Raw genomic sequence first — 21,457 nt, 5'->3', positions numbered from 1 at the left:
CTTACATTTTCAAAAAGAATATCCCTTTCAGTATGAAGGGCAAAATAAAAAAGCCTTTCGGCTCTCTTATCTTATTTGGCATAGTCAACCGCACGGAATTCACGAATGACTGTAACCTTAATATTTCCTGGGTAATCCAAATTCTTCTCAATTTGTTCACGTACCTTGTGAGACAAGATCGTAACTTCATCATCTGAGATTTTGTTTGGATGAACCATAATACGAATTTCACGACCAGCTTGAAGGGCGAAGCTTGTTTGAACACCGTCAAAGCTTGATGCAATTTCTTCCAAATCACGAAGGCGTTTGACATAATTCTCAACAGATTCATTACGAGCCCCTGGACGAGCCGAACTCAAAGCATCTGCTGCAGCTACAATAACTGCAATAACGCTCTCAGGTTCTACATCGCCATGGTGGCTGGCAATGGCATTGACCACAACTGGATGTTCTTTGTACTTACGTGCAAACTCTGCACCAATCTCTACGTGGCTACCTTCGACTTCTTTGTCAATGGCTTTCCCCATATCGTGAAGGAATCCAGCACGACGAGCAAGGGCAACATTTTCACCCAATTCACCAGCCATGATACCTGCTAATTTACCAACTTCAACTGAGTGACGAAGGACGTTTTGACCATACGACGTACGGAACTGCAAGCGTCCCATAATCTTAATCAAATCAGGATGAAGATTCATAGCGCCAATTTCGTAGGCTGCCTCTTCACCATACTCACGGATACGGTTGTCCATTTCTTGACGGCTCTTCTCAACCAACTCTTCAATACGAGCCGGATGGATACGACCGTCCTTAATCAAGGCCTCGAGAGTCATACGTGCAATTTCACGACGAACTGGATCAAAACCAGAAAGGACAACCACTTCTGGAGTGTCGTCAATAATAACGTCAATACCTGTTAGACTTTCAAGCGTACGGATATTACGCCCCTCACGTCCAATGATACGACCTTTCATATTGTCATCTGGAAGGTGAACAGTAGTTACTGTTTGTTCAGTAACATAATCTCCAGCCAAGCGTTGCATAGCTTGCGCCAACAAGTTTTTGGCCTTCTTATCAACAGTATCTTTAACCTGTGCTTCTGCATCTTTGATACGTGTTGCAATCTCATGAGTCAGATTATTCTCAGTCTCCGTTAAGATTACCTCACGCGCCTCTGCAATGGTCATCTGACCAACACGTTCAAGTTCAGCTTGCTTCTCAGCCTCCAACTGAGTCACATTCTCTTCACGCTCATTAAGATGTTTAGATTTGTCAGCAAGACTCTGCTCTTTCTTCTCGAGGGTAAGTTCTTTACTTGATAGATTTTCATCCTTACGGTCAAGGCTGGTTGCACGTTCTGTTAAACGATTTTCCATTTGTTTAAGCTCTTGACGTTCAGATTTGAATTCTTTTTCAATATCTTCTCGATATTTTCTAGCTTCCTCTTTTGCTTCTAACAAGAACTCTTTACGTTGAGCCTTACTTTCGCGTTCAGCAGTCACACGCAGATGATCTGCATCATGTTCTGCCTGACTGCGAAGATTCACAGCGTCTTGTTCTGCCTTTAGCAAGGTAGTTTCTGCTTGTTCCTTAGCTTTGCTAAGTTTAATAGAAATTGCTAAATATCCAACGACTAAACCAATGAGTGCAAAGACAACTAAAATTATCATGTTTATCATGTCTTTACCTCAACTTTTCTAAGGTTTCCCTAAAGAAAACCGTCTTCTAGTGTATCATATTTATAGCTTTTTCTCAAATAAATACTAGAAGTTTAAACTGATTTTGTGGTATCATAACTCTATTAGAATAGGGAGGTATTACCATGCCAAAAGACGTTACTGTTGAAAGTTTTGAACTTGATCACACTATTGTAAAAGCACCTTATGTCCGTCTTATTTCAGAGGAAGTTGGACCTAAAGGAGATATCATCACAAACTTTGATATCCGTTTGATCCAACCCAATGAAAACAGTATTGATACAGGTGGTCTTCATACTATCGAACACCTACTCGCTAAACTGATCCGTCAACGTATCGATGGACTTATTGATTGCTCACCATTTGGTTGCCGTACAGGTTTCCATATGATTATGTGGGGTAAACAAGATCCTACAGAAATTGCCAAAGTTATCAAATCTAGTCTTGAAGCTATCGCTAACGAGATTACATGGGAAGATGTTCCAGGGACAACCATTGAATCTTGTGGTAACTACAAGGATCACAGTCTTCATTCAGCTAAGGAATGGGCTAAACTTATCCTTGAACAAGGTATCTCAGACCAAGCCTTCGAACGCCATACCGTATAAAAAAAACATTGGGGTAAATCCCAATGTTTTTTAATATTTTCTAAAACGTTGATAACGCGCTTCAAGTAAGTCTTCTGTTGATAATTGGCTTAATTCTGCCAACTCATCTACAATTGCTGTCTTAATTGCTTCAATAATTTCACTTGTAAAGTAACCACGTTCTGGGATAACCTTATCAACGATTCCCATGTTAAGCAACTCACCTGATGTAATCTTCATCAACTCTGCCGCCTCTTCTGAACGTGAGCCATCTTTCCAGAGGATAGTTGCAAATCCTTCAGGACTCAAGATAGAATAGATGGTATTTTCAAGCATCCAAACCTTATCGGCTACTGCCAAGGCAAGAGCTCCTCCCGAACCACCTTCACCAATGATAATGGCAATAATTGGCACCTTAAGGTCGCTCATTTCCATAAGGTTACGCGCAATTGCCTCACCTTGTCCGCGTTCCTCTGCCCCAACACCAGGATAAGCACCTGCAGTATTGATAAAGGTAACGACTGGACGACCAAACTTTTCAGCCTGTTTCATGAGGCGAAGAGCCTTACGATAACCCTCTGGATGAGGTTGGCCAAAGTTACGGTTGAGGTTATCTTGTAGGTTTCTACCTTTTTGGATACCCACTACAGTAACTGCTTGGCCATTTAAACGACCAATACCACCAATAATGGCACCATCGTCACGGAAATTACGATCGCCATGAAGTTCGATAAAGTCATCGAAGATTCCTTGGGCAAAGTCCAAAGCAGTTAAACGGCCTTGGTCACGCGCTTCTTTTAAAATACGTGCTACGTCGCTCATTGAACACCTCCATGGAATGATAAGAGTGTGGCAATGGTATCAGCCAACTCTGTACGTTTAACAATGGCATCAACAAAACCATGTTCTTGAAGGAACTCAGCCTTTTGAAAATCATCTGGCAAAGTTTCGCGAACTGTGTTTTCAATGACACGACGACCTGCAAAACCAATCAAGGTTTGTGGCTCAGCTAAGATGATATCACCTTCCATGGCGAAACTTGCTGTAACCCCACCAGTTGTTGGATCTGTCAATACAGTCAAATACAACAAGCCAGCATTCGAATGACGTTTTACAGCAGCCGAAATCTTAGCCATTTGCATCAAACTCATGATTCCTTCTTGCATACGGGCCCCACCAGATGCTGTAAAAATAACAACTGGAAGTTTTTCCTCAATCGCATGTTCAAAGAGTTTAGTGATTTTCTCACCAACAACAGTTCCCATTGAAGCCATAATAAAGTTAGAATCCATAATGGCCAAGGCTGTTTTTTGCCCCTTGATAGTTGCAACACCAGTCACGACAGCTTCATCAAGACCAGTTTTTTCCTTAGTCGCTGCTAGTTTCTCCATATAACCTGGAAAATTCAATGGATTTTCAGTTTTAATGCCTGTAAACAGTTCTTGGAAAGATCCCTCATCAACTGTTAAATCGAGACGTTCTTTAGCGGAAATACGGAAGGTATAAGAACAATTTGGACAAATTTTAGCTTGTCCCAAGTCCTTTTGATAAATAGCTTGTTTACAACCAGGACATTTTGCAAAAAGTTCATCTGGAACTTCTGGCACTTGGTGATCAATCCCATTACGTACAGAACGGTTAGGATTGATACGGATATACTTTTCTTTTCGATCAAATAATCCCATAAACTCTATTCCTCACGATTCTGATAAGCTGGTAGGAAGGTCTCCATCAAGAAGGAAGTGTCATAATCCCCAGCGATAACGCTACGATCTGAAATCAAATCCAACTGGAAGTCAGCATTAGTCACAACACCATCGATTTCGAGCTCGTAAAGAGCACGTTGCATCTTCATGAGTGCCTCAAATCGATTTTCTCCATGAACAATGATTTTGGCAATCATTGAATCATAGTAAGGTGGAATAGTATAGCCAGGATAGACTGCACTGTCTACACGGAGACCAACACCTCCACTAGGTAGGTAGAGATTGCTAATTTTCCCTGGACTAGGTGCAAAGTTGAACTTAGGATTTTCTGCATTGATACGACACTCAATAGCATGTCCCTTGATTTCAATATCATCTTGGGTCACAGAGAGTTTTTCACCTGCGGCAATACGGATTTGTTCTTTAACAATATCCACACCACTTACAAATTCTGTAACTGGGTGCTCAACTTGAACACGGGTGTTCATTTCCATAAAGTAGAACTGACCTGTTTTCTCATCAAGAAGGAACTCGATAGTACCCGCATTTTCATAATTAACAGCCTTAGCGGCACGGACAGCCGCTGAACCAATTTCATGACGAAGTGTCTTACCAATAGCAACTGACGGTGATTCTTCCAAAACCTTTTGGTTATTACGTTGAAGAGAGCAATCACGCTCACCTAGGTGAACAATATTACCATAGCTATCTCCCAAAATTTGAACCTCGATATGACGAGCTGGGTAAATAACTTTTTCAATATACATCGCCCCATTACCAAAGGCTGCTTTAGCTTCTTGTGACGCAGATTCGAAGGCAGGAGCTAACTCATCTTCAGTGTTAACCTTACGAATCCCCTTACCGCCACCACCAGCAGAAGCCTTAAGCATTACTGGGTAACCAAGACGGTTGGCAACCTCTAAAGCCTCCTCAGCTGTAAAGACTTCACCATCTGAACCAGGAATTACAGGGACATTAGCCTTAATCATTTCAGCACGGGCATTGATTTTATCACCCATCTTGTCCATGACTTCGCCTGAAGGACCAATAAACTTGATGTTCATTTCTTCACAGAGAGTGGCAAATTTAGAGTTTTCACTCAAGAAACCAAACCCTGGATGAATAGCTTGAGCCTCAGTCACAATAGCAGCTGATAGGACACGATTCATATTCAAATAAGAATCCGTTGATTTTGCAGGCCCGATACAAATAGCTTCATCAGCGAGCATAGTATGTAGAGAATCCTTATCCGCTTCAGAATAAATAGCAACCGTTTGGATACCCAATTCACGCGCTGCACGGATAATACGCACTGCAATTTCACCACGATTGGCAATCAATAATTTTTTAAACATAAAATAAGATAACATCAGACATTTTTTGATAGTCTGTGTTGATTTCCTTTCTATGTGATAGACCAATATCTAAAGAAAAATCCTTTCCGACTGTCGCCAGAAGGATTTTCACAAAACATTAGCTTCCAATAGCAAAAGTCAAAGTACCTGATGCAGCAAGTTTACCATCGACTTCAGCCTTAGCTTCAACAACAGCAATTGTTCCGCGACGTTTAACAAACTTAGCTGTCATAACAAGTTGGTCACCAGGAACCACTTGTTTTTTAAATTTAACCTTATCCATACCTGCATAAAAGACTAATTTGCCCTTGTTTTCAGGTTTAGACAATTCAAGAACACCAGCTGTTTGCGCAAGAGCTTCCATGATAAGAACGCCAGGCATAACTGGGTATTGAGGAAAATGTCCATTAAAGAAAGGTTCATTGATCGTTACATTTTTAATAGCTGTGATTTCGTCTTCTGAAACTTCTAGCACACGGTCAACCAAAAGCATTGGATAACGGTGCGGTAAAGCTTCACGAATAGCATTAATATCAATTGTCATTTGATGCGTACCAATCCTTTTCCGTAGTCAACAACTTCTTCATTCGCTACCAATATTTCAGTAATAACACCATCTTTAGGTGCTGGCACTTCATTCATCACCTTCATTGCTTCAACAATAAGAAGCGTTTGACCTTTCTTAACAGTATCACCAACAGAAACAAAGGCTGGTTTTTCAGGTGATGGAGACAAGTAAGCCACACCAACAAGTGGACTTTCAACCACTTCACCTTCAGCAGCTTGAGCAGGAGCAGAAGCTTCTTCAACTGGTGTTGCTGGAGTTTCAACAGCGGCAGGTGCTGCTACTGGAGCAACTGGGGCTTGAGGAGCTGGCGCAACTACTTCAACTGTAGGAGCTACTGGGGCAGCTGTTACTGAACTTGTTTGATTTTTGCTCAAATTCAATTCTTCACCGTTATTTTTGTATGAAAATTCACGTAAAGTTGATGCATCAAATTGAGCCAATAAATCTTTGATTTCAGAAATATTCATGAATTAAGCCTCCCAACGTTTAAAGGCAAGAACAGCATTGTGTCCACCAAAACCGAAGGTATTTGAAATTGCATACTCAATATCAGCTTCTTGACCTTCACCATAAACAACATTAGCTTCGATGTAGTCAGACAATTCTTTTGTACCAGCAGTTTTCGGTACATAGCTATGACGAATCGCTTCGATTGTTGCAATAGCCTCAACTGCACCAGCAGCACCTAGCAAGTGACCTGTAAATGATTTAGTAGATGAAACTGGAACATCTTTACCAAGGACAGAAACAATGGCACCACTTTCACCCTTTTCATTAGCAGGTGTTGATGTCCCGTGAGCATTGACATAATCAACATCTTCAGGTTTGATACCAGCTTCATTGATAGCCAATTTAATTGCTTTAGCAGCACCTGAACCGTCTGGAGTTGGTGTTGTCATGTGGTAGGCATCACAGTTTGATCCGTAACCAACAATCTCAGCCAAGATGTTAGCACCACGTTTTTGGGCATGTTCCAAGCTTTCGATAACGAGAACCCCTGCACCTTCACCCATAACAAAACCATTACGGTCTTTATCAAATGGAATTGATGAACGTTCTGGATCCTCTGTTGTTGAAAGTGCTGTAAGAGCATTGAAACCACCAATACCAATCTTAGTGATTGAAGCTTCAGCACCACCAGCCAAGACAACATCATGCAAACCGAATTTAATTTCACGGAAGGCTTCACCGATTGCATCATTGGCAGAGGCACAAGCAGTCGTCACTGATTTACATACCCCTTGAGCACCAATTTTAAGAGCAATGTTACCAGCACCCATGTTTGAAAGTGCTTTAGGGATAAACATTGGTTTGATACGTTTCATCCCACGTTCGTGCATACGAATGATTTGATCTTCAAGTTCTTGAAGACCACCGATACCAGATGACACGATGACACCAACACGATCACGATCTTCTTCTTCCATGTTAAGTCCTGAATTTTCAAGAGCTTCCATAGCAGCATAAATCGCATAAAGTGAGTAAGTGTCCATACGGTTAGTATCTTTTTTCACAAAGTACTTATCGAACGGGAAATCTTGGATTTCACCAGCGTTAAAGACTGGAATTTCAGAAGCATCGAACTTCGTAATTGGTTTGATACCAATTTTACCGTCATGAAGACTGTTCCAAAATTCTTCTGGTGTATTACCGATTGGTGAGGTTACGCCGTAACCTGTAACAACAACACGATTTGTAGACATATATATTCTCCTTTTGTCGGATGGATATTCTAGTAAATGATTTTTTATATTGACATTCAATTATTGCATGGTCATACCACCATCAATAGCGATGGTTTGACCTGTGAGATATTCTTGACTAGCCAAGAATGCTGCAACTTCAGCCACTTCTTCTGCTTGACCAATACGTTTCATTGGCACTTGAGCAATCATAGCATCTTTCATTTTCTCTGGAATAGCGTCAGTCATATCTGATTCAATGAAACCAGGAGCAATAGCATTGACACGGACACCACGAGCCGCAACTTCACGCGCAACTGATTTTGTAAAACCAATCAAACCAGCTTTTGAAGCCGCATAGTTAGCTTGACCAATATTCCCCATGAGACCTACAACAGATGACATATTGATGATGGCACCTTGACGAGCCTTAGACATTGGTTTTAAGACAGCCTGTGTCATATTGAAAGCACCAGTCAAGTTGATTTTCAAGACACGTTCAAAATCTTCTTCACTCATCTTCAACATCAACTTATCGTTAGTGATCCCAGCATTATTAACTAGAACATCAACACTACCAAGCTTTTCAATAGCTTCAGCTACCATACGTTTAGCATCTTCACCGTTAGAAATATCACCTGAGATACCTACAACAGTTACACCATAATCTGCAAACTGTGCAAGCAAGTCCTCAGAGATTTCAGAACGTCCATTTAAAACAACATTGGCACCAAGACTAGCAAATTTGTGTGCCACAGCTAATCCAATTCCACGTGTTGAACCTGTTACAAAAACATTTTTATTCTTAAGTTCCATGTTTACCTCGTTTTAAGCATTAAGAAGGGCATCAAGACTAGCTTGATCTTCAACATTATGAGTTGTTAAGGTTTTATCAATTTTCTTCAAGAAGCCTGACAAGACTTTTCCTGGACCAATCTCAATTACTTCATCTACACCAAATTCTTGGATAGTGGCAATCGAATCATAAAAACGTACAGGTTCCATCACCTGACGAGCCAAAAGTGCTTTGACATCTTCTGACTTCATGATTTGAGCCTCAGTATTACCTACTAAAGGAAGCGTAAAGTCCTTGAATGACACTTTCTCAAGTTCTGCTGCCAATTTTTGACTAGCTGATTCAAGTAAAGCTGTATGGAACGGCCCTGAAACATTAAGAGGAATCAGACGTTTAGCACCAGCTTCTTTAAGCAATTCCACAGCATAATCAACAGCCTCAACTTCACCACCAATAACAATTTGTGCTGGAGTATTATAGTTAGCAGGCGTTACTACACCCTTTTCAGATGCTTTTTGACAGATTTCTTCAATCAAAATTGGATCTGTATTCATGACAGCAACCATTTTCCCACTTCCAGCAGGAGCAGCTGTTTCCATGAATTCTCCACGTTTAGCAACCAAGGCTACCGCATCCTCAAATGAGAGTGCTCCAGCCGCAACTAGGGCAGAATATTCACCCAAAGAGAGACCGGCAACAATATCAGGAGTGATACCATTTTCTGCCAAAAGGCGATAAATGGCTACTGACGTTGTCAAAATAGCTGGTTGAGTATAGCGTGTCTGATTAAGTTTTTCTTCGTTAGAATTAATCAATTCACGCAAATCATAACCTAGAATACGACTAGCCGTATCAAATGTCTCTTTGACAACGGGATAAGTCGCATACAAATCGCTCGCCATGCCCAATTTCTGAGCCCCTTGACCAGCAAATAAGAACGCACGTTTTGTCACTATCCTAATCCTTTCGACGTTTTTAGACGTTTACATCTGCCCAACGAGCAGCTTCTTCTTTAATCACCTTGGCAGCACCTGTGTATAGGTCTTCCAAAATTTCTGCACATGTTTCTTCTTTACGAACAAGACCTGCAATTTGTCCAGCCATAACTGAACCATATTCCACATCTCCATCAACAACCGCGTTACGAAGGGCACCTGCACCAAGCTCTTCAATTTCCTCTTGAGTCTTCTTACCAGCCAAGAAATCTTTTTCAGCTTGGTTATATTCAGTAGCCAATTTATTCTTAATCGCACGAACTGGGTGTCCAACAACTGAGGCTGAAATAACAGTATCAATATCTTTAGCCTTCAAAATCTTATCTTTGAAGTTTTGGTGTGCATTAGATTCTTTGGCAACAGCAAAACGCGTACCAACCTGAACAGCTTCTGCTCCAAGCATAAGAACAGCAGCCATACCACGTCCATCAGCAACACCACCAGCTCCAATAACTGGGATAGATACCGCATCAGCAACTTGGCGAACAAGTGCCATAGTTGTCAATTTACCGATGTGACCACCAGCTTCCATACCTTCTGCGACAACAGCATCTGCTCCAAGTTTTTCCATACGTTTAGCAAGTGCTACCGATGGAATAACTGGGATTACTGTAATTCCAGCTTCGTGGAAACGCTCCATATATTTACCTGGGTTTCCGGCTCCTGTTGTAACAACCTTAACGCCCTCTTCGATAACGAGGTCGACGATGTCATCTGCAAATGGTGACAAAAGCATGATATTAACACCGAATGGTTTGTCAGTGATTTGTTTTACTCTATCAATGTTAGCTTTTACCACTTCTTTAGGGGCATTACCACCACCAATAATTCCGAGTCCACCAGCATTTGAAACGGCTCCTGCCAAGTCGCCATCAGCAACCCAGGCCATACCACCTTGGAAGATTGGATATTTAATTCCTAACAGTTCTGTAATACGAGATTTCATTTTGCACCTTTTTTCGATTTTCTAATCAAATAAATAGTTTAATAATCAAAGTAATTGTATAAACAAAGGAGAATATCCCAAATAAGAATATTCTCTATGCCCTGCTTATTTAGTTTTTTCTTCTACGTAAGCAACAAGGTCACCAACAGTGTTAAGACCTTCTTCAGTTTCGATTTGGATATCGAACTCATCTTCGATTTCTGAGATAACTTGGAACACGTCAAGTGAGTCAGCGTCAAGTTCGTCAAAAGTAGTTTCTACTTTTACTTCTTCTGCATCTTTCCCAAGTTCTTCAACGATGATTTCTTGTACTTTTTCAAATACTGCCATTTTAATTTCTCCTTTAAGATAAATATATTTCTTATAATCTATGCTGGTGCATAATTTATATAACTAGATTTTAACAATAAGACTGCCCCATGTCAAACCCCCACCAAAACCTGATAAGAGAATTGTTTGACCTCTGTCTAATTTTAAGGTCCCATTCGCCACGTTTTCAGAAAGCAGAATTGGGATACTTGCCGCACTGGTATTACCATAAGACATCATGTTTGCCAAGAATTTGTCACGACTGACATCAATTTTCTTAGCCATAATATCCAAAATACGAATGTTAGCTTGATGAAGAAGGAAGTAATCAGGCTCACCTTTTTCTTCAACCAAGGCCTTAATACTCTTTGAAACCGTCTTAACGGCAAAATCAAAGATTGCTTTCCCATCCATTTGCATATAGGGATTAGGCTGATCAGACTCATCTGAATAAGGCGAGATAACTGCAGAGGCTCCTGACTCAAGACCACCCTTGCTACCATCGGTATTTAAAGATTCTCCCAAGAAATGTTCTTCATCAGTTTCTTCCAAGAGGACTCCGCCAGCACCATCTCCAAAGAGGACAGCTGTTGTACGGTCAGACCAGTCTAATGTTTTAGAAAGGACTTCAGCACCAATGACTAGACCTCTTTTGTAGACACCTGACTTAATCAATTTTTCTGCGGTTGCCAGGGCAAAGACAAACCCACTACATGCCGCAGTAATATCAAAAGCAAAGGCATTGACTGCTCCAATTGTTCCTTGAACACGCGCTGCCACTGACGGCATCGAGCTATCAGGAGAAATCGTTGCAACTAAAACAAAGTCTAGCTCCTCAGGAGCTAATCCTGATTTTTCTAATAGCTGATGAGCAACATTGGTAGCTAAATCACTCGTATTCTCATTCAATGAGATGCGACGTTCCTGAATACCGGTACGTGAGCGAATCCACTCATCGCTAGTATCCATGATTTTTGATAGGTCATCATTAGTCACGACCTGAGCAGGTGCATAATGGGCAACCTGACTAATTTTTGCAAATGCCATTATTTCAACTCCTCAAGAAATGCGTGGAGATTTTCCAATCCCTTGCTCATAACCTTCAATTCCTCGTCGTTAAAGCCTTCTGTAATCCTCATCACCATTGATTTATGAAAACGACGGTGAAGACGATATACCAAACGACCCTTTTTAGAAAGCGAAAGATGGACCACACGACGGTCAACTGATGAACGCGTACGGACAATATAACCTTTCTTTTCAAGTTTATTGAGAGATGTTGTTACAGTACCAAGAGTTAGCATGAGTTCTTTAGCTACTGCACTTGGTGTCGTATCTGGATGTGTACCGATCACATCAATGGTATGCATTTCCTTGAGGGAAACATCGTTAAACTTTGAATTCTTTAAACTTGCTTCTTCGATAATAACTACGTTATTAAAAATATCAACAAGATAGCCATCAATTTTGTCGTAATTCACACCAGACTCCTTTCAATAAAACTTTGACTTTCAAATTATATCAGACTCAAACTAATTTCGCAAGCCCGATTAAAAAACTTTAGTTTTTCTTTTAGAAAATGTGGCTATTTTCCTTGGAATTTAGGTCGACGACGCTCACTATAAGCACGTACCCCTTCTTTGAAGTCTTCTGTGAAAGCAAGAGATTTTTGCAAGTCAAGTTCCAACCTAGCGTAATTTTCCCATCCTGCAAATTCAGATTCCCAAACCATTTCTTTAATGGCTTTAAAGGAATTCACTGAAGAACGGTTCAATTTTTTAATCAATTGACTCACAGTTTTTTCAAGTTTTTCTGACTCAATAACTTTGTAGGCAATTCCCCAGTCCAAGGCTTTTTCAGCTGATACTGGTTCTCCTGTCATGGTAATTTGAGTCGCACGGTTAATACCGATTGAACGTGTCAAAAGGTAGAGACCTCCAGCGTCAGGTGCCAAACCAACACCTACAAAAGCTTGGATGAATTTAGCTTTATCAGATGCAATCGTAAAGTCTGCTGCAACAGCTAAGTTAGCTGCAGCACCTGCACATGGTCCATCAACTACCATGATGACTGGCTTAGGCAATTTTTTTAGAGCAAAAGAAATTTCATTTACCTGCTCAGCAATACGGACCAAAGACTGTACATCATCTACAGCAACCGCTTTTTGCATTTGATCAAGGTCACCACCAACAGAAAAGACTTTTCCATTAGCATTGATTACCAAGAATTTTACTGACGCATCTTGTTTAGCTTCCTCAATTGCAGCCATAATCTCATCACAAACTGGAATATTAAATCCATTTTGCACTTCTGGACGATTAAGCGTTAAAGTTGCTACTCCATCTTCAACACTATAAAGAATTGTTTCGTAAGCCATTTTTTGCATTCCTCCGATAACTAGTTCCTATATGAAAACCCGTATGTTCTTTATATTTTTATCACAATTTTATTTGATGAATAGATAATTTGATTATCAAATCATTCATCGTTAATTTCTAGTATACCATAGTCCATCTAAAGGTCAACAAAAACTTAGAGTTTTTTAATTTGATACATCAAAACACCGAGTTCTACAACTCGGTGTCTCTTCTATTTTAATAAATCTAAAACATCCATAAGGTTATCCAACAAGCCTTTGGCTGCACCTTGATCCATGCCAAAACGATTATCTTTAATGGCCCAAACCTCAACACCTGCTGCAACTCCAGCAGCAATCCCCTTTTCGCTATCTTCGATAATTAGCGCCTGATTTGCTTCCACGTTCAAATGCTGTAATGCTGTCAGATAAATCTCTGGATTGGGTTTACTCTCTTTAAATTCTTCTCCTGAGAGAACCACATCAAAGAAACCATTCAAATGATTTTCCTCCAAAGCTCTAAGGATATCTGCCTTTACTGAGCTAGAAGCTAAACCTATTTTCAACCCTCGAGAATTCACTTCATTCAAGACCTTGAAAACATCAGGAAAGATTAATTCTTTATAGGGTAAGGGGTTGTCTTGTTTATAGGCATTATACTCTTCTTGTAAAATTGGCACATCCCAGTTATCATAGTCATCTCTGAGAATATTTTCCCAAACTTGCTTGGTATTTCCACCTATAAAGAAAGACGGGGGTAAATGGTCTATTGAAATTCCCTTTTGAGCTAAGAAATTTGCACGTCGATCATAATAATATTTTTCAGTGTCAAAAAGGACACCATCCATATCAAAAATAATTGCCTCTACCACGGGATATCCTCCTTTTCTTTCCTTATTGTACCATAATCAGACTAAATCTTACTTGCTTTTAAAAACAATGTGACAAATTGTCAGAATTTTGCTATAATTGTAGAGTAATTTAAAATTTTTGGAGTAACTATGAAAGTCATCAAATTCGGTGGAAGCTCACTTGCTTCAGCCACACAATTAGAAAAAGTCTTAAACATTGTAAAATCTGACCCTGAACGTCGCTTTGTCGTAGTATCAGCCCCTGGTAAGCGTAACGATGAAGATACCAAAGTCACAGACGCCTTGATTAAATACTATAAACACTACACAAAAGGTGCTGATGTCAAAGCTGACCAAGAATGGATTATTAACCGCTACCAAGCTATGGTCGATGAGCTAGGCTTCAAATCAACAGAAATGGCGAAGATTGCTAAATCTATCAACGATCTTGCCACTCTTCCTATTGAAGACAATGATTTCCTTTATGATACTTTCCTAGCTGCAGGGGAAGATAATAACGCAAAATTAATCGCAGAATATTTCCGTAATAACGGTATTGAAGCACGTTACGTTCACCCTCGCCAAGCTGGTATTTTTGTCTCAAGCGAACCTGGAAATGCTCGTATCCTTCCAGGAGCTTATGATAAGTTGGAAGAGCTTCGCGAATCAGATGAGGTTCTTGTTATCCCTGGTTTCTTCGGTGTTACCCCTGATAATCAAATTTGTACTTTCTCACGTGGAGGCTCTGATATCACTGGTTCTATCGTTGCAGCTGGAGTTAAGGCAGATTTATATGAAAACTTCACAGATGTAGATGGTATTTTCGCAGCCCATCCTGGTGTCGTTCATGAACCACATTCAATTCCAGAGTTGACTTACAAGGAAATGCGTGAATTGGCGTATGCTGGCTTCTCAGTTCTTCATGACGAAGCCCTTCTCCCTGCCTACCGTGGTAAAATTCCACTCGTTATTAAAAATACAAATAACCCAGACCACCCAGGCACACGCATTATTCTTGAACACAAGGGTGCAACTGTTCCTGTCGTTGGTATCGCGAGTGATGATAAATTCGTCAGCATCAATATGAGCAAATACCTCATGAACCGTGAAGTTGGTTTTGGACGTAAGGTTCTCCAAATTTTGGAAGATTTAAACATCCGTTGGGAACACATGCCTTCTGGAATCGATGATCTCTCAATCATTATTCGAGAACGTGAACTTACCCCAATCAAAGAACAAGAAATTCTTTCATACTTGACTCGTGAACTCGGTGTTGATGAAGTTGAAATTGAACATGGCCTTTCAATCCTCATGATTGTTGGTGAAAATATGAAAGACCACATCGGTGTTACAGCGACAGCGGCTAAAGCGCTCTCTGAAAAACATATTAACCTAGAAATGATTTCTCAAGGTTCTAGTGAGGTTTCTGTTATGTTTGTAATTGAAACTGAGCAAGAAAAAGCAGCTGTCAGAGCTCTTTACGATGCTTTTTTCCGTAGTGACGGCTAATCTAAAAACCGATTTCCTTCAAGGGATAGGTTTTTTCTTTATGAGAAATACTAAGTCTAACAAATAGCAAATTCATTGATCAATTATGCATAGCTATTGCAAACCAAAAAACACTAACTTTCGTTAGTGCTTTTTTTACAAGATGTTTTCGTAAGTTTCACGAACGGCATCTGGCCAAACTGAAGTTTGAACCTCACCAATATGTTTCTTACGAAGCAAGAACATAGCCATACGTGATTGACCAATACCCCCACCAATTGTTAGTGGGAAAAGGCCATGTAACAAGGCTTGGTGCCAATCTAATTTCAAACGATCTTGGTCGCCAGTAATTTCAACCTGACGTTTAAGGGCATCTTCATCAACACGAATACCCATTGATGACAATTCAAAAGCATGTCCTAATTGTTCATTCCAAACCAAAATATCCCCATTCAAACCATGGTAACCATTCTCAGACTCAGTTGTCCAGTCATCATAGTCAGGTGCACGACCATCATGTGGTTTTCCATCAGGAAGAACACCACCGATACCAATCAAGAATACAGCACCATATTCCTTAGTAATAGCATCTTCACGCTCTTTTGGTGTCAAATCAGGGTACTTCTCAACAAGTTCTTCTGAATGGATGAAGGTAATTTTCTTAGGTAAAATAGCTTCAATATCGTAACGTGCTTCAACTGCTAGCTCAGTCAAACGAATAACCTTATAAATGGTTTCAACAGTTTCTTTCAAGTAAGCGATATTACGATGTCCGTCAGGAATAACTTTTTCCCAGTCCCATTGGTCAACGTAAACAGAGTGCGTTGCATCCAATGAATCTTCATCTGGACGAAGAGCCTTCATATTAACCACGAGCCCTTCACCTTCATTGAAGCCAAAACGAGCCAAAGTATGGCGTTTCCATTTTGCTAATGAGTGAACAACTTCGTATGTCGCGTCTGGAATCTGAAGCACATTAACAGTTACAGGATTCTCAATACCGCTCAAATTATCCTGCATACCATCCCCGACCTTACTCAAAATAGGCCCTTGCACTTCAACGACGTCAAGTTTATCAATCAAATACTGTGTAAAAGTATTCTTCACAAAAGAAATTTCCTCTTGTTGATGAATGAAGCTCTTTTTCATACGCTCCTCCTTTAAAAAATCGATAAGCCTATTATACTCCTATTTTTCAGAAAAATAAAGAAATTTTCCAACAATTTGGAAAATTTCTTGTTTTTTATGTTAGGTTTTATCACATTTTCTTAGTCAGCTTCACAACTGCTTCTGTTCGAGCTGTATGAGGAAACATGTCTACTGACTGAATATAATTAACATCATAAACTTTAGCCAAAGAAACTAGGTCTCTAGCCAAAGTAGATACATTACATGAAACATAAACCATTTTTTCAGGAGTGTAGGCCAGTATCGTTTTAAGTAGCTTATCATCTAAACCAGTTCTAGGTGGATCCACAATAAGAGCATCTGTTCGATAGCCTTCCTTGTACCAACGAGGAATAATATCCTCAGCCTTACCCACCTCATAGTGAGCATTCTCCAACCCAAGTGATTTAGCATTCTTTCTAGCATCCTCAATAGACTCTGGAACAATATCCATACCTCGAATACTCTTTACCTTATTTGCAAAAGCAAGTCCAATAGTACCAACCCCACAATAAGCATCAATAAGGTGTTCAGCCTTACCTACATCCAAAGCTTCAACGGCCTGACCATAGAGTACCTCTGTTTGTTGAGGATTCAACTGGTAAAATGCACGAGGAGAGAGAGCAAAGTTATAGTCCAGTACCTCTTCTTGAATAGTGTCTTGCCCCCAAAGAATTTCCGTCTCTTGACCATAAATCTCACTGGACTTCGAATAATTATAATTGACAGCAATTGTTACAATTTCTGGAAAACTTTCCGTCAATTCCTTAACTAATTTAGTGAAAGAAACTGATTTAGAGGTTACAAAAATCAACTGGACCTGATTTGAACCCAAAGCACGTCGTATCATAACAGTACGAATTCCAGCAATTTTACGCTCATTATAAATTGGCAACCTGTATTTATCTAACAAATTTGTCACCTTATTCATGATGACTTGAGTTAGCTCATCCTGAACTAGGCAATCATCAATATTAATGAGGCGATGACTCCCTTCCGCAAATAAACCAGCTTTGACTGAACCACCAAAAGAACGGGTTTGAAATTGTAGTTTAGCTCGGTAATGTTGTGGTTGCTCCATCCCTATTGTTGGACGAATGTCATATGACTCAAAATTAGCCGGTTTAAACTTCTTCAAGGCTTGTCCTAATAAGTCAGTTTTAAACTCTAATTGCTTATCATAACGAAGATGCATTAACTGGCAACCGCCACAGTCTTCATAAATACTACATGCAGGTTCAACACGAAACTTAGAAGGCTTATTAATCTTTAATAATTTTGCCTGAACAAAGTTTCTCTTAACAGAAACAACCTGACAGAATACTTCTTCACCCTTCAAAGCCCCTGGCACAAAAACTAGAGTTTTCTTATAAAAACCAATGCCTTCGCCATTGATTCCCATGCGTTTTATCTTAAGCGGGATACGCTGTTTCACTTGTAAATTCATACTACCATTCTAACATTTTGATATAATAATAACTATGAAAATCACAAAAATCGAGAAGAAAAAGAGACTTTATCTCCTTGAGATAGACAAAAAAGAGAGTCTCTACGTTACAGAAGATACCATCGTTAAATACATGTTGACAAAAGAAATGATACTGGACAAAGATCAACTAGAGAATATTAAATCCTTTGCCCAGTTCTCGCATGGTAAAAACTTAGCCCTCTATTTTATTTCATTTAAACAACGTACTGAGAAAGAGGTAAAAGATTACCTTTTTAAACATGAAATAAACCCTCATATAATTCCAAAAATTATTGATAATCTAAAAAGAGATCACTGGATTGATGATTACAAACTCCTAGAAAGTCTAGCTCAACAAAATCTGAATTCAGGCGATAAAGGAGCCTATGTGCTGAAGCAAAAATGGCTTCAAAAAGGTTGTAACAAACAGATCATTGACGATGTTTTAAGTCAATTTGATTTCTCAGAAATAGCCATTAGAGTAGCTTCAAAACTGTTACGAAAATATCAGGGAAAACTACCATCTAAAGCCCTAAAAGATAAATTAACTCAAAGCCTTATCAATAAAGGTTTTTCATTTCAAGAAAGTAAACTAGCAATCGATCATCTAGAACTTGAAGCAGATGAAGAAATTGAACAAGCTCTCCTTTATAAAGAAATAGATAAGCAATATCAAAAATTTAGTAAAAAATACGACGGTTATGAACTTAAACAGCGCTTGACACAATCTTTAGCCAGAAAAGGTTATGACTTTGATGCCATAGCATCCGCTCTAAGAGAATATTTATAGGAATTCCCCCCTCTTTTCACAAAATTATGATACAATAGTGGGGATAACCCTTATTGTAGAAAGAGGACGCCATGAAATTACCAAAAGAAGGCGACTTTATCACAATTCAAAGTTATAAGCATGATGGTAGTTTGCACCGTACTTGGCGCGATACTATGGTACTAAAGACAACTGAGAATGCTGTTATTGGCGTTAACGACCACACCCTCGTTACTGAAGCAGACGGAAGACGATGGGTAACACGTGAACCTGCTATTGTTTATTTCCACAAAAAATACTGGTTTAATATTATAGCCATGATTAGGGATAACGGCATTTCCTACTACTGCAATTTAGCTAGTCCATATATTTTGGACCAAGAAGCACTAAAATATATTGACTACGACCTAGATGTCAAAGTCTTCGCTGATGGTGAAAAAAAATTGCTAGATGTAGATGAGTATGAAACACATAAAAAAGAAATGCATTACTCTCCTGATATTGACTATATCTTAAAGGAACATGTTAAAATCTTGGTAGATTGGATTAACAATGGTAAGGGGCCATTTTCACAATCTTATGTTAACATCTGGTACAAACGTTATCTTGAACTAAGGAATCGTTAAAGTTGTCATAAAAAAGACTAGTAATAATACTAGTCTTTTTTTGCACTAAAAACGAATGCTTCGGAATCTAAGTCCATATTCAAAAGATAACGCCCTTCTTCTACTTGAACAAGATACCCTAATAATACTAAAGCATCGACAAAAATATTCCTCCTCTTTTGAAGTACATATTGCTTCCTTATGTATTTTAATAGAAAAGTCGTTACATGTTTCAAAAAGTATTCAGGATTAACATCCCCTAATATGTCATATAATCTATTCTGCTCTTCAGATAATGGTAGATTTTCTCTTAATTTATAGAAATAATTTGAAATCGTAAGTTCGTCTCTCGTGATACCCGTTTGTTCGATAATAACAACATCATTAGTAGAATTAGATATCTTAGTAACAAAACTACGATTTAATAGTTCTAAATAACAAGAAGAATTATCATTAATAAAAAAATGCTGGTCTAAGTCAATTTTAGAAGAATCCGACACAAGACTAATTAATAAACGGTAACGTTTCTCAAATCGTTCAATATAGCCTGCTTTTACAAACTCCTCAATTAATTTATCTATATTCTTTTGAAAAGGAAACTCCCTTTTTATTGCTCTCAGGGTCACAGGCTGATTAAGATATAGATAATTCACTATTTCCATAAAAAAAGCTTGCTTACATAGTTTGTTTGGGTTAAATTGTATTATCATAAGAAGTATTATACCATTAATCAGACAACTAAAAAAAGGCCTGACGGCCTAATTTTATGCATTAAAGCTTTCAGTCAACTGTGGTACTACTTGTTTCTTACGAGAAACAGCTCCTTCAAGGAAAGCATGATTATTTTCTAAAACAAAATCAAAAGCATTTTCAACTTTATCAGTATTTGAACCAAGTGCAAGAATTTCTGAATTTGAATTAAGGATATCAGTAATCATTAAGACAAAGTCAGAGTATCCATTGCTTTTAATTGAGTTATTAATAGCTTCTTCGATTTCCTCTTGACGAGAAAGAACATCTGCAATATCAACTGTATTAACTTGTGCAACACGAACTTGATTACCATTCAATTCAAAAGTTTTGGCATCAATATCAATAAGTTCTTCAGCAGATTTAGACGAAAGATTAGTACCAGCTTTAAGCATAGCAAGTCCATATTCTTCCAAATTAACTCCAGCAATTTCTGCAAGTTCAGCTGCTACTGCAGGGTCTGAAGCATGTGTAGTTGGAGATTTAAGAAGAAGAGTATCTGAAATCAAACCTGACAGGAGCAAACCAGCCACTTCCTTAGGAACTTCAACTTTGTTTTCTTTGAACATACGATAAACAATTGAAGATGCTGATCCAACAGGTTCCAATCGCATCATTAATGGATTAGCAGTTTCGAAGTTAGCTACACGGTGATGGTCTACTACCTCAATAACCTCAACATCCTTAATATCTGAAATAGATTGTTGAAACTCATTATGGTCTGTAAGAATTACTTGATTAACTCCCTCTGACAAAGCTGAGTCAACAACTCGTGGTGCCTCAACACCAAAATAATCAAGAACGAAAGCAGTTTCTTCGTTAGGAGTACCTAAAGCAACAGCTTCAGCATCAACACCAAGTTGACGTTTCAAATAAGCATATCCATAAGAAGACCCGATCGCATCAGAATCAGGGTTTTGATGACCAAAAACAAAAACTTTAGACATAAATTCACCTCAAAAATAGTATTATAAGCTATTATAACATATAAAAAAAAGAAACAAAATAAAAAGAGTAACCTAAGTCACTCAAAAATATAGTCCGTACGGGATTCGAACCCGTGTTACCGCCGTGAAAAGGCGGTGTCTTAACCCCTTGACCAACGGACCATCTTTATGCCGGCTACATGACTTGAACACGCGACCCTCTGATTACAAATCAGATGCTCTACCAACTGAGCTAAGCCGGCTAACTTTTCTAATGCGGGTGAAGGGACTTGAACCCCCACGCCGTTAAGCGCCAGATCCTAAATCTGGTGCGTCTGCCAATTCCGCCACACCCGCATATATGACCCGTACTGGGCTCGAACCAGTGACCCATTGATTAAAAGTCAATTGCTCTACCAACTGAGCTAACGAGTCT

General features: G+C 39.2%; 23 protein-coding genes and 4 tRNA genes. 4 read left to right on the top strand and 23 right to left on the bottom strand.

Annotated features, from left to right (window positions below; genetic code table 11):
* Positions 1–71: 71 nt before the first annotated feature.
* Positions 72–1,679, bottom strand: a complete 1,608-nt coding sequence (locus ACWPVZ_RS01870) for a ribonuclease Y (protein ID WP_049553800.1) — start codon at positions 1,677–1,679, stop codon at positions 72–74.
* Positions 1,680–1,822: 143 nt separating this feature from the next.
* Between ACWPVZ_RS01870 and ACWPVZ_RS01865 the strand changes: the two genes are divergently transcribed.
* Entirely contained in the window at positions 1,823–2,305 is a 483-nt protein-coding gene (locus tag ACWPVZ_RS01865; RefSeq protein ID WP_002885585.1) for an S-ribosylhomocysteine lyase, read from the top strand.
* Between the two features lie 30 nt (positions 2,306–2,335).
* Here ACWPVZ_RS01865 and ACWPVZ_RS01860 read toward each other — a convergent pair whose 3' ends face one another.
* The 14 genes from ACWPVZ_RS01860 to ACWPVZ_RS01795 all read right to left on the bottom strand — a co-directional run bounded on the left by ACWPVZ_RS01860 (position 2,336) and on the right by ACWPVZ_RS01795 (position 13,869).
* Complete coding sequence (locus ACWPVZ_RS01860) at positions 2,336–3,106, bottom strand: acetyl-CoA carboxylase carboxyl transferase subunit alpha (protein ID WP_002886662.1); 771 nt, start codon at positions 3,104–3,106, stop codon at positions 2,336–2,338.
* Positions 3,103–3,969: an acetyl-CoA carboxylase, carboxyltransferase subunit beta gene (gene accD / locus ACWPVZ_RS01855; protein ID WP_002886660.1), complete on the bottom strand. Its 867-nt coding sequence runs from the start codon at positions 3,967–3,969 to the stop codon at positions 3,103–3,105. Before accD ends, ACWPVZ_RS01860 begins: the two co-directional genes overlap by 4 nt.
* Positions 3,970–3,974: 5 nt before the next feature.
* On the bottom strand, positions 3,975–5,345 hold the full coding sequence (locus ACWPVZ_RS01850) for an acetyl-CoA carboxylase biotin carboxylase subunit (RefSeq protein ID WP_414341254.1): 1,371 nt from the start codon (positions 5,343–5,345) through the stop codon (positions 3,975–3,977).
* A 118-nt stretch (positions 5,346–5,463) separates the two neighbouring features.
* Entirely contained in the window at positions 5,464–5,889 is a 426-nt protein-coding gene (fabZ, locus tag ACWPVZ_RS01845) for a 3-hydroxyacyl-ACP dehydratase FabZ (RefSeq protein ID WP_002885470.1), read from the bottom strand.
* A complete protein-coding gene (accB, locus tag ACWPVZ_RS01840) occupies positions 5,886–6,380 on the bottom strand; it encodes an acetyl-CoA carboxylase biotin carboxyl carrier protein (RefSeq protein WP_002885548.1) in 495 nt (164 codons plus the stop codon). The genes fabZ and accB overlap by 4 nt, the downstream gene beginning before the upstream one ends.
* A 3-nt stretch (positions 6,381–6,383) precedes the next feature.
* Positions 6,384–7,616, bottom strand: coding sequence for a beta-ketoacyl-ACP synthase II (gene fabF, locus ACWPVZ_RS01835; RefSeq protein WP_002885574.1), 1,233 nt, complete (start codon positions 7,614–7,616; stop codon positions 6,384–6,386).
* 60 nt (positions 7,617–7,676) lie between these two features.
* Positions 7,677–8,411, bottom strand: coding sequence for a 3-oxoacyl-[acyl-carrier-protein] reductase (gene fabG / locus ACWPVZ_RS01830; RefSeq protein WP_002886656.1), 735 nt, complete (start codon positions 8,409–8,411; stop codon positions 7,677–7,679).
* Between the two features lie 12 nt (positions 8,412–8,423).
* Positions 8,424–9,344, bottom strand: a complete 921-nt coding sequence (gene fabD / locus ACWPVZ_RS01825; RefSeq protein ID WP_414341251.1) for an ACP S-malonyltransferase — start codon at positions 9,342–9,344, stop codon at positions 8,424–8,426.
* Between the two features lie 22 nt (positions 9,345–9,366).
* On the bottom strand, positions 9,367–10,332 hold the full coding sequence (gene fabK, locus ACWPVZ_RS01820) for an enoyl-[acyl-carrier-protein] reductase FabK (protein WP_002886654.1): 966 nt from the start codon (positions 10,330–10,332) through the stop codon (positions 9,367–9,369).
* 105 nt (positions 10,333–10,437) lie between these two features.
* The gene (locus tag ACWPVZ_RS01815; RefSeq protein ID WP_002885495.1) at positions 10,438–10,662 is read right to left on the bottom strand and encodes an acyl carrier protein; all 225 of its coding nucleotides are present in this window, start codon (positions 10,660–10,662) and stop codon (positions 10,438–10,440) included.
* A 63-nt stretch (positions 10,663–10,725) separates the two neighbouring features.
* The gene (locus ACWPVZ_RS01810; RefSeq protein ID WP_414341250.1) at positions 10,726–11,688 is read right to left on the bottom strand and encodes a beta-ketoacyl-ACP synthase III; all 963 of its coding nucleotides are present in this window, start codon (positions 11,686–11,688) and stop codon (positions 10,726–10,728) included.
* Positions 11,688–12,122 carry a fatty acid biosynthesis transcriptional regulator FabT gene (gene fabT, locus ACWPVZ_RS01805; RefSeq protein WP_002885562.1) on the bottom strand — a complete coding sequence of 145 codons (435 nt, stop codon included), beginning with the start codon at positions 12,120–12,122 and terminating at the stop codon, positions 11,688–11,690. The genes ACWPVZ_RS01810 and fabT overlap by 1 nt, the downstream gene beginning before the upstream one ends.
* Before the next feature lie 104 nt (positions 12,123–12,226).
* Positions 12,227–13,018, bottom strand: coding sequence for an enoyl-CoA hydratase (locus ACWPVZ_RS01800; protein WP_414341249.1), 792 nt, complete (start codon positions 13,016–13,018; stop codon positions 12,227–12,229).
* A 212-nt stretch (positions 13,019–13,230) separates the two neighbouring features.
* Positions 13,231–13,869, bottom strand: coding sequence for an HAD family hydrolase (locus ACWPVZ_RS01795; protein WP_175060476.1), 639 nt, complete (start codon positions 13,867–13,869; stop codon positions 13,231–13,233).
* A 129-nt stretch (positions 13,870–13,998) separates the two neighbouring features.
* On the opposite strand from ACWPVZ_RS01795, the gene ACWPVZ_RS01790 reads away from it, so the two are divergent.
* On the top strand, positions 13,999–15,357 hold the full coding sequence (locus tag ACWPVZ_RS01790) for an aspartate kinase (protein ID WP_454380631.1): 1,359 nt from the start codon (positions 13,999–14,001) through the stop codon (positions 15,355–15,357).
* A gap of 135 nt (positions 15,358–15,492) precedes the next feature.
* On the opposite strand, the gene asnA is transcribed toward ACWPVZ_RS01790, so the two are convergent.
* Both asnA and rlmD read right to left on the bottom strand, forming a co-directional pair.
* The gene (gene asnA / locus ACWPVZ_RS01785) at positions 15,493–16,485 is read right to left on the bottom strand and encodes an aspartate--ammonia ligase (RefSeq protein WP_013990097.1); all 993 of its coding nucleotides are present in this window, start codon (positions 16,483–16,485) and stop codon (positions 15,493–15,495) included.
* A gap of 109 nt (positions 16,486–16,594) precedes the next feature.
* Positions 16,595–17,950: a 23S rRNA (uracil(1939)-C(5))-methyltransferase RlmD gene (rlmD, locus tag ACWPVZ_RS01780; protein WP_454380628.1), complete on the bottom strand. Its 1,356-nt coding sequence runs from the start codon at positions 17,948–17,950 to the stop codon at positions 16,595–16,597.
* Positions 17,951–17,984: 34 nt separating this feature from the next.
* Between rlmD and recX the strand changes: the two genes are divergently transcribed.
* Entirely contained in the window at positions 17,985–18,761 is a 777-nt protein-coding gene (gene recX, locus ACWPVZ_RS01775; protein ID WP_037601420.1) for a recombination regulator RecX, read from the top strand.
* 71 nt (positions 18,762–18,832) lie between these two features.
* On the top strand, positions 18,833–19,366 hold the full coding sequence (gene ntdP, locus ACWPVZ_RS01770) for a nucleoside tri-diphosphate phosphatase (RefSeq protein ID WP_002886644.1): 534 nt from the start codon (positions 18,833–18,835) through the stop codon (positions 19,364–19,366).
* Positions 19,367–19,395: 29 nt separating this feature from the next.
* On the opposite strand, the gene ACWPVZ_RS01765 is transcribed toward ntdP, so the two are convergent.
* The 6 genes from ACWPVZ_RS01765 to ACWPVZ_RS01740 all read right to left on the bottom strand — a co-directional run bounded on the left by ACWPVZ_RS01765 (position 19,396) and on the right by ACWPVZ_RS01740 (position 21,456).
* Positions 19,396–20,055, bottom strand: coding sequence for a DUF1803 domain-containing protein (locus ACWPVZ_RS01765; RefSeq protein ID WP_037601426.1), 660 nt, complete (start codon positions 20,053–20,055; stop codon positions 19,396–19,398).
* A gap of 54 nt (positions 20,056–20,109) precedes the next feature.
* Positions 20,110–21,042 carry a manganese-dependent inorganic pyrophosphatase gene (locus ACWPVZ_RS01760; protein ID WP_454380625.1) on the bottom strand — a complete coding sequence of 311 codons (933 nt, stop codon included), beginning with the start codon at positions 21,040–21,042 and terminating at the stop codon, positions 20,110–20,112.
* A 90-nt stretch (positions 21,043–21,132) separates the two neighbouring features.
* Positions 21,133–21,204: transfer RNA gene (locus tag ACWPVZ_RS01755), tRNA-Glu, on the bottom strand.
* Positions 21,205–21,211: 7 nt separating this feature from the next.
* A tRNA-Thr gene (locus ACWPVZ_RS01750) sits at positions 21,212–21,284 on the bottom strand.
* Between the two features lie 12 nt (positions 21,285–21,296).
* Positions 21,297–21,378: transfer RNA gene (locus ACWPVZ_RS01745), tRNA-Leu, on the bottom strand.
* A gap of 5 nt (positions 21,379–21,383) precedes the next feature.
* Positions 21,384–21,456: transfer RNA gene (locus ACWPVZ_RS01740), tRNA-Lys, on the bottom strand.
* Position 21,457: the final 1 nt, after the last annotated feature.

The organism is Streptococcus sp. Marseille-Q6379 (genome assembly GCF_965119505.1).
Note: the sequence above shows the minus strand (reverse complement) of the source record. Positions and strands in the feature narration are given on the sequence as shown.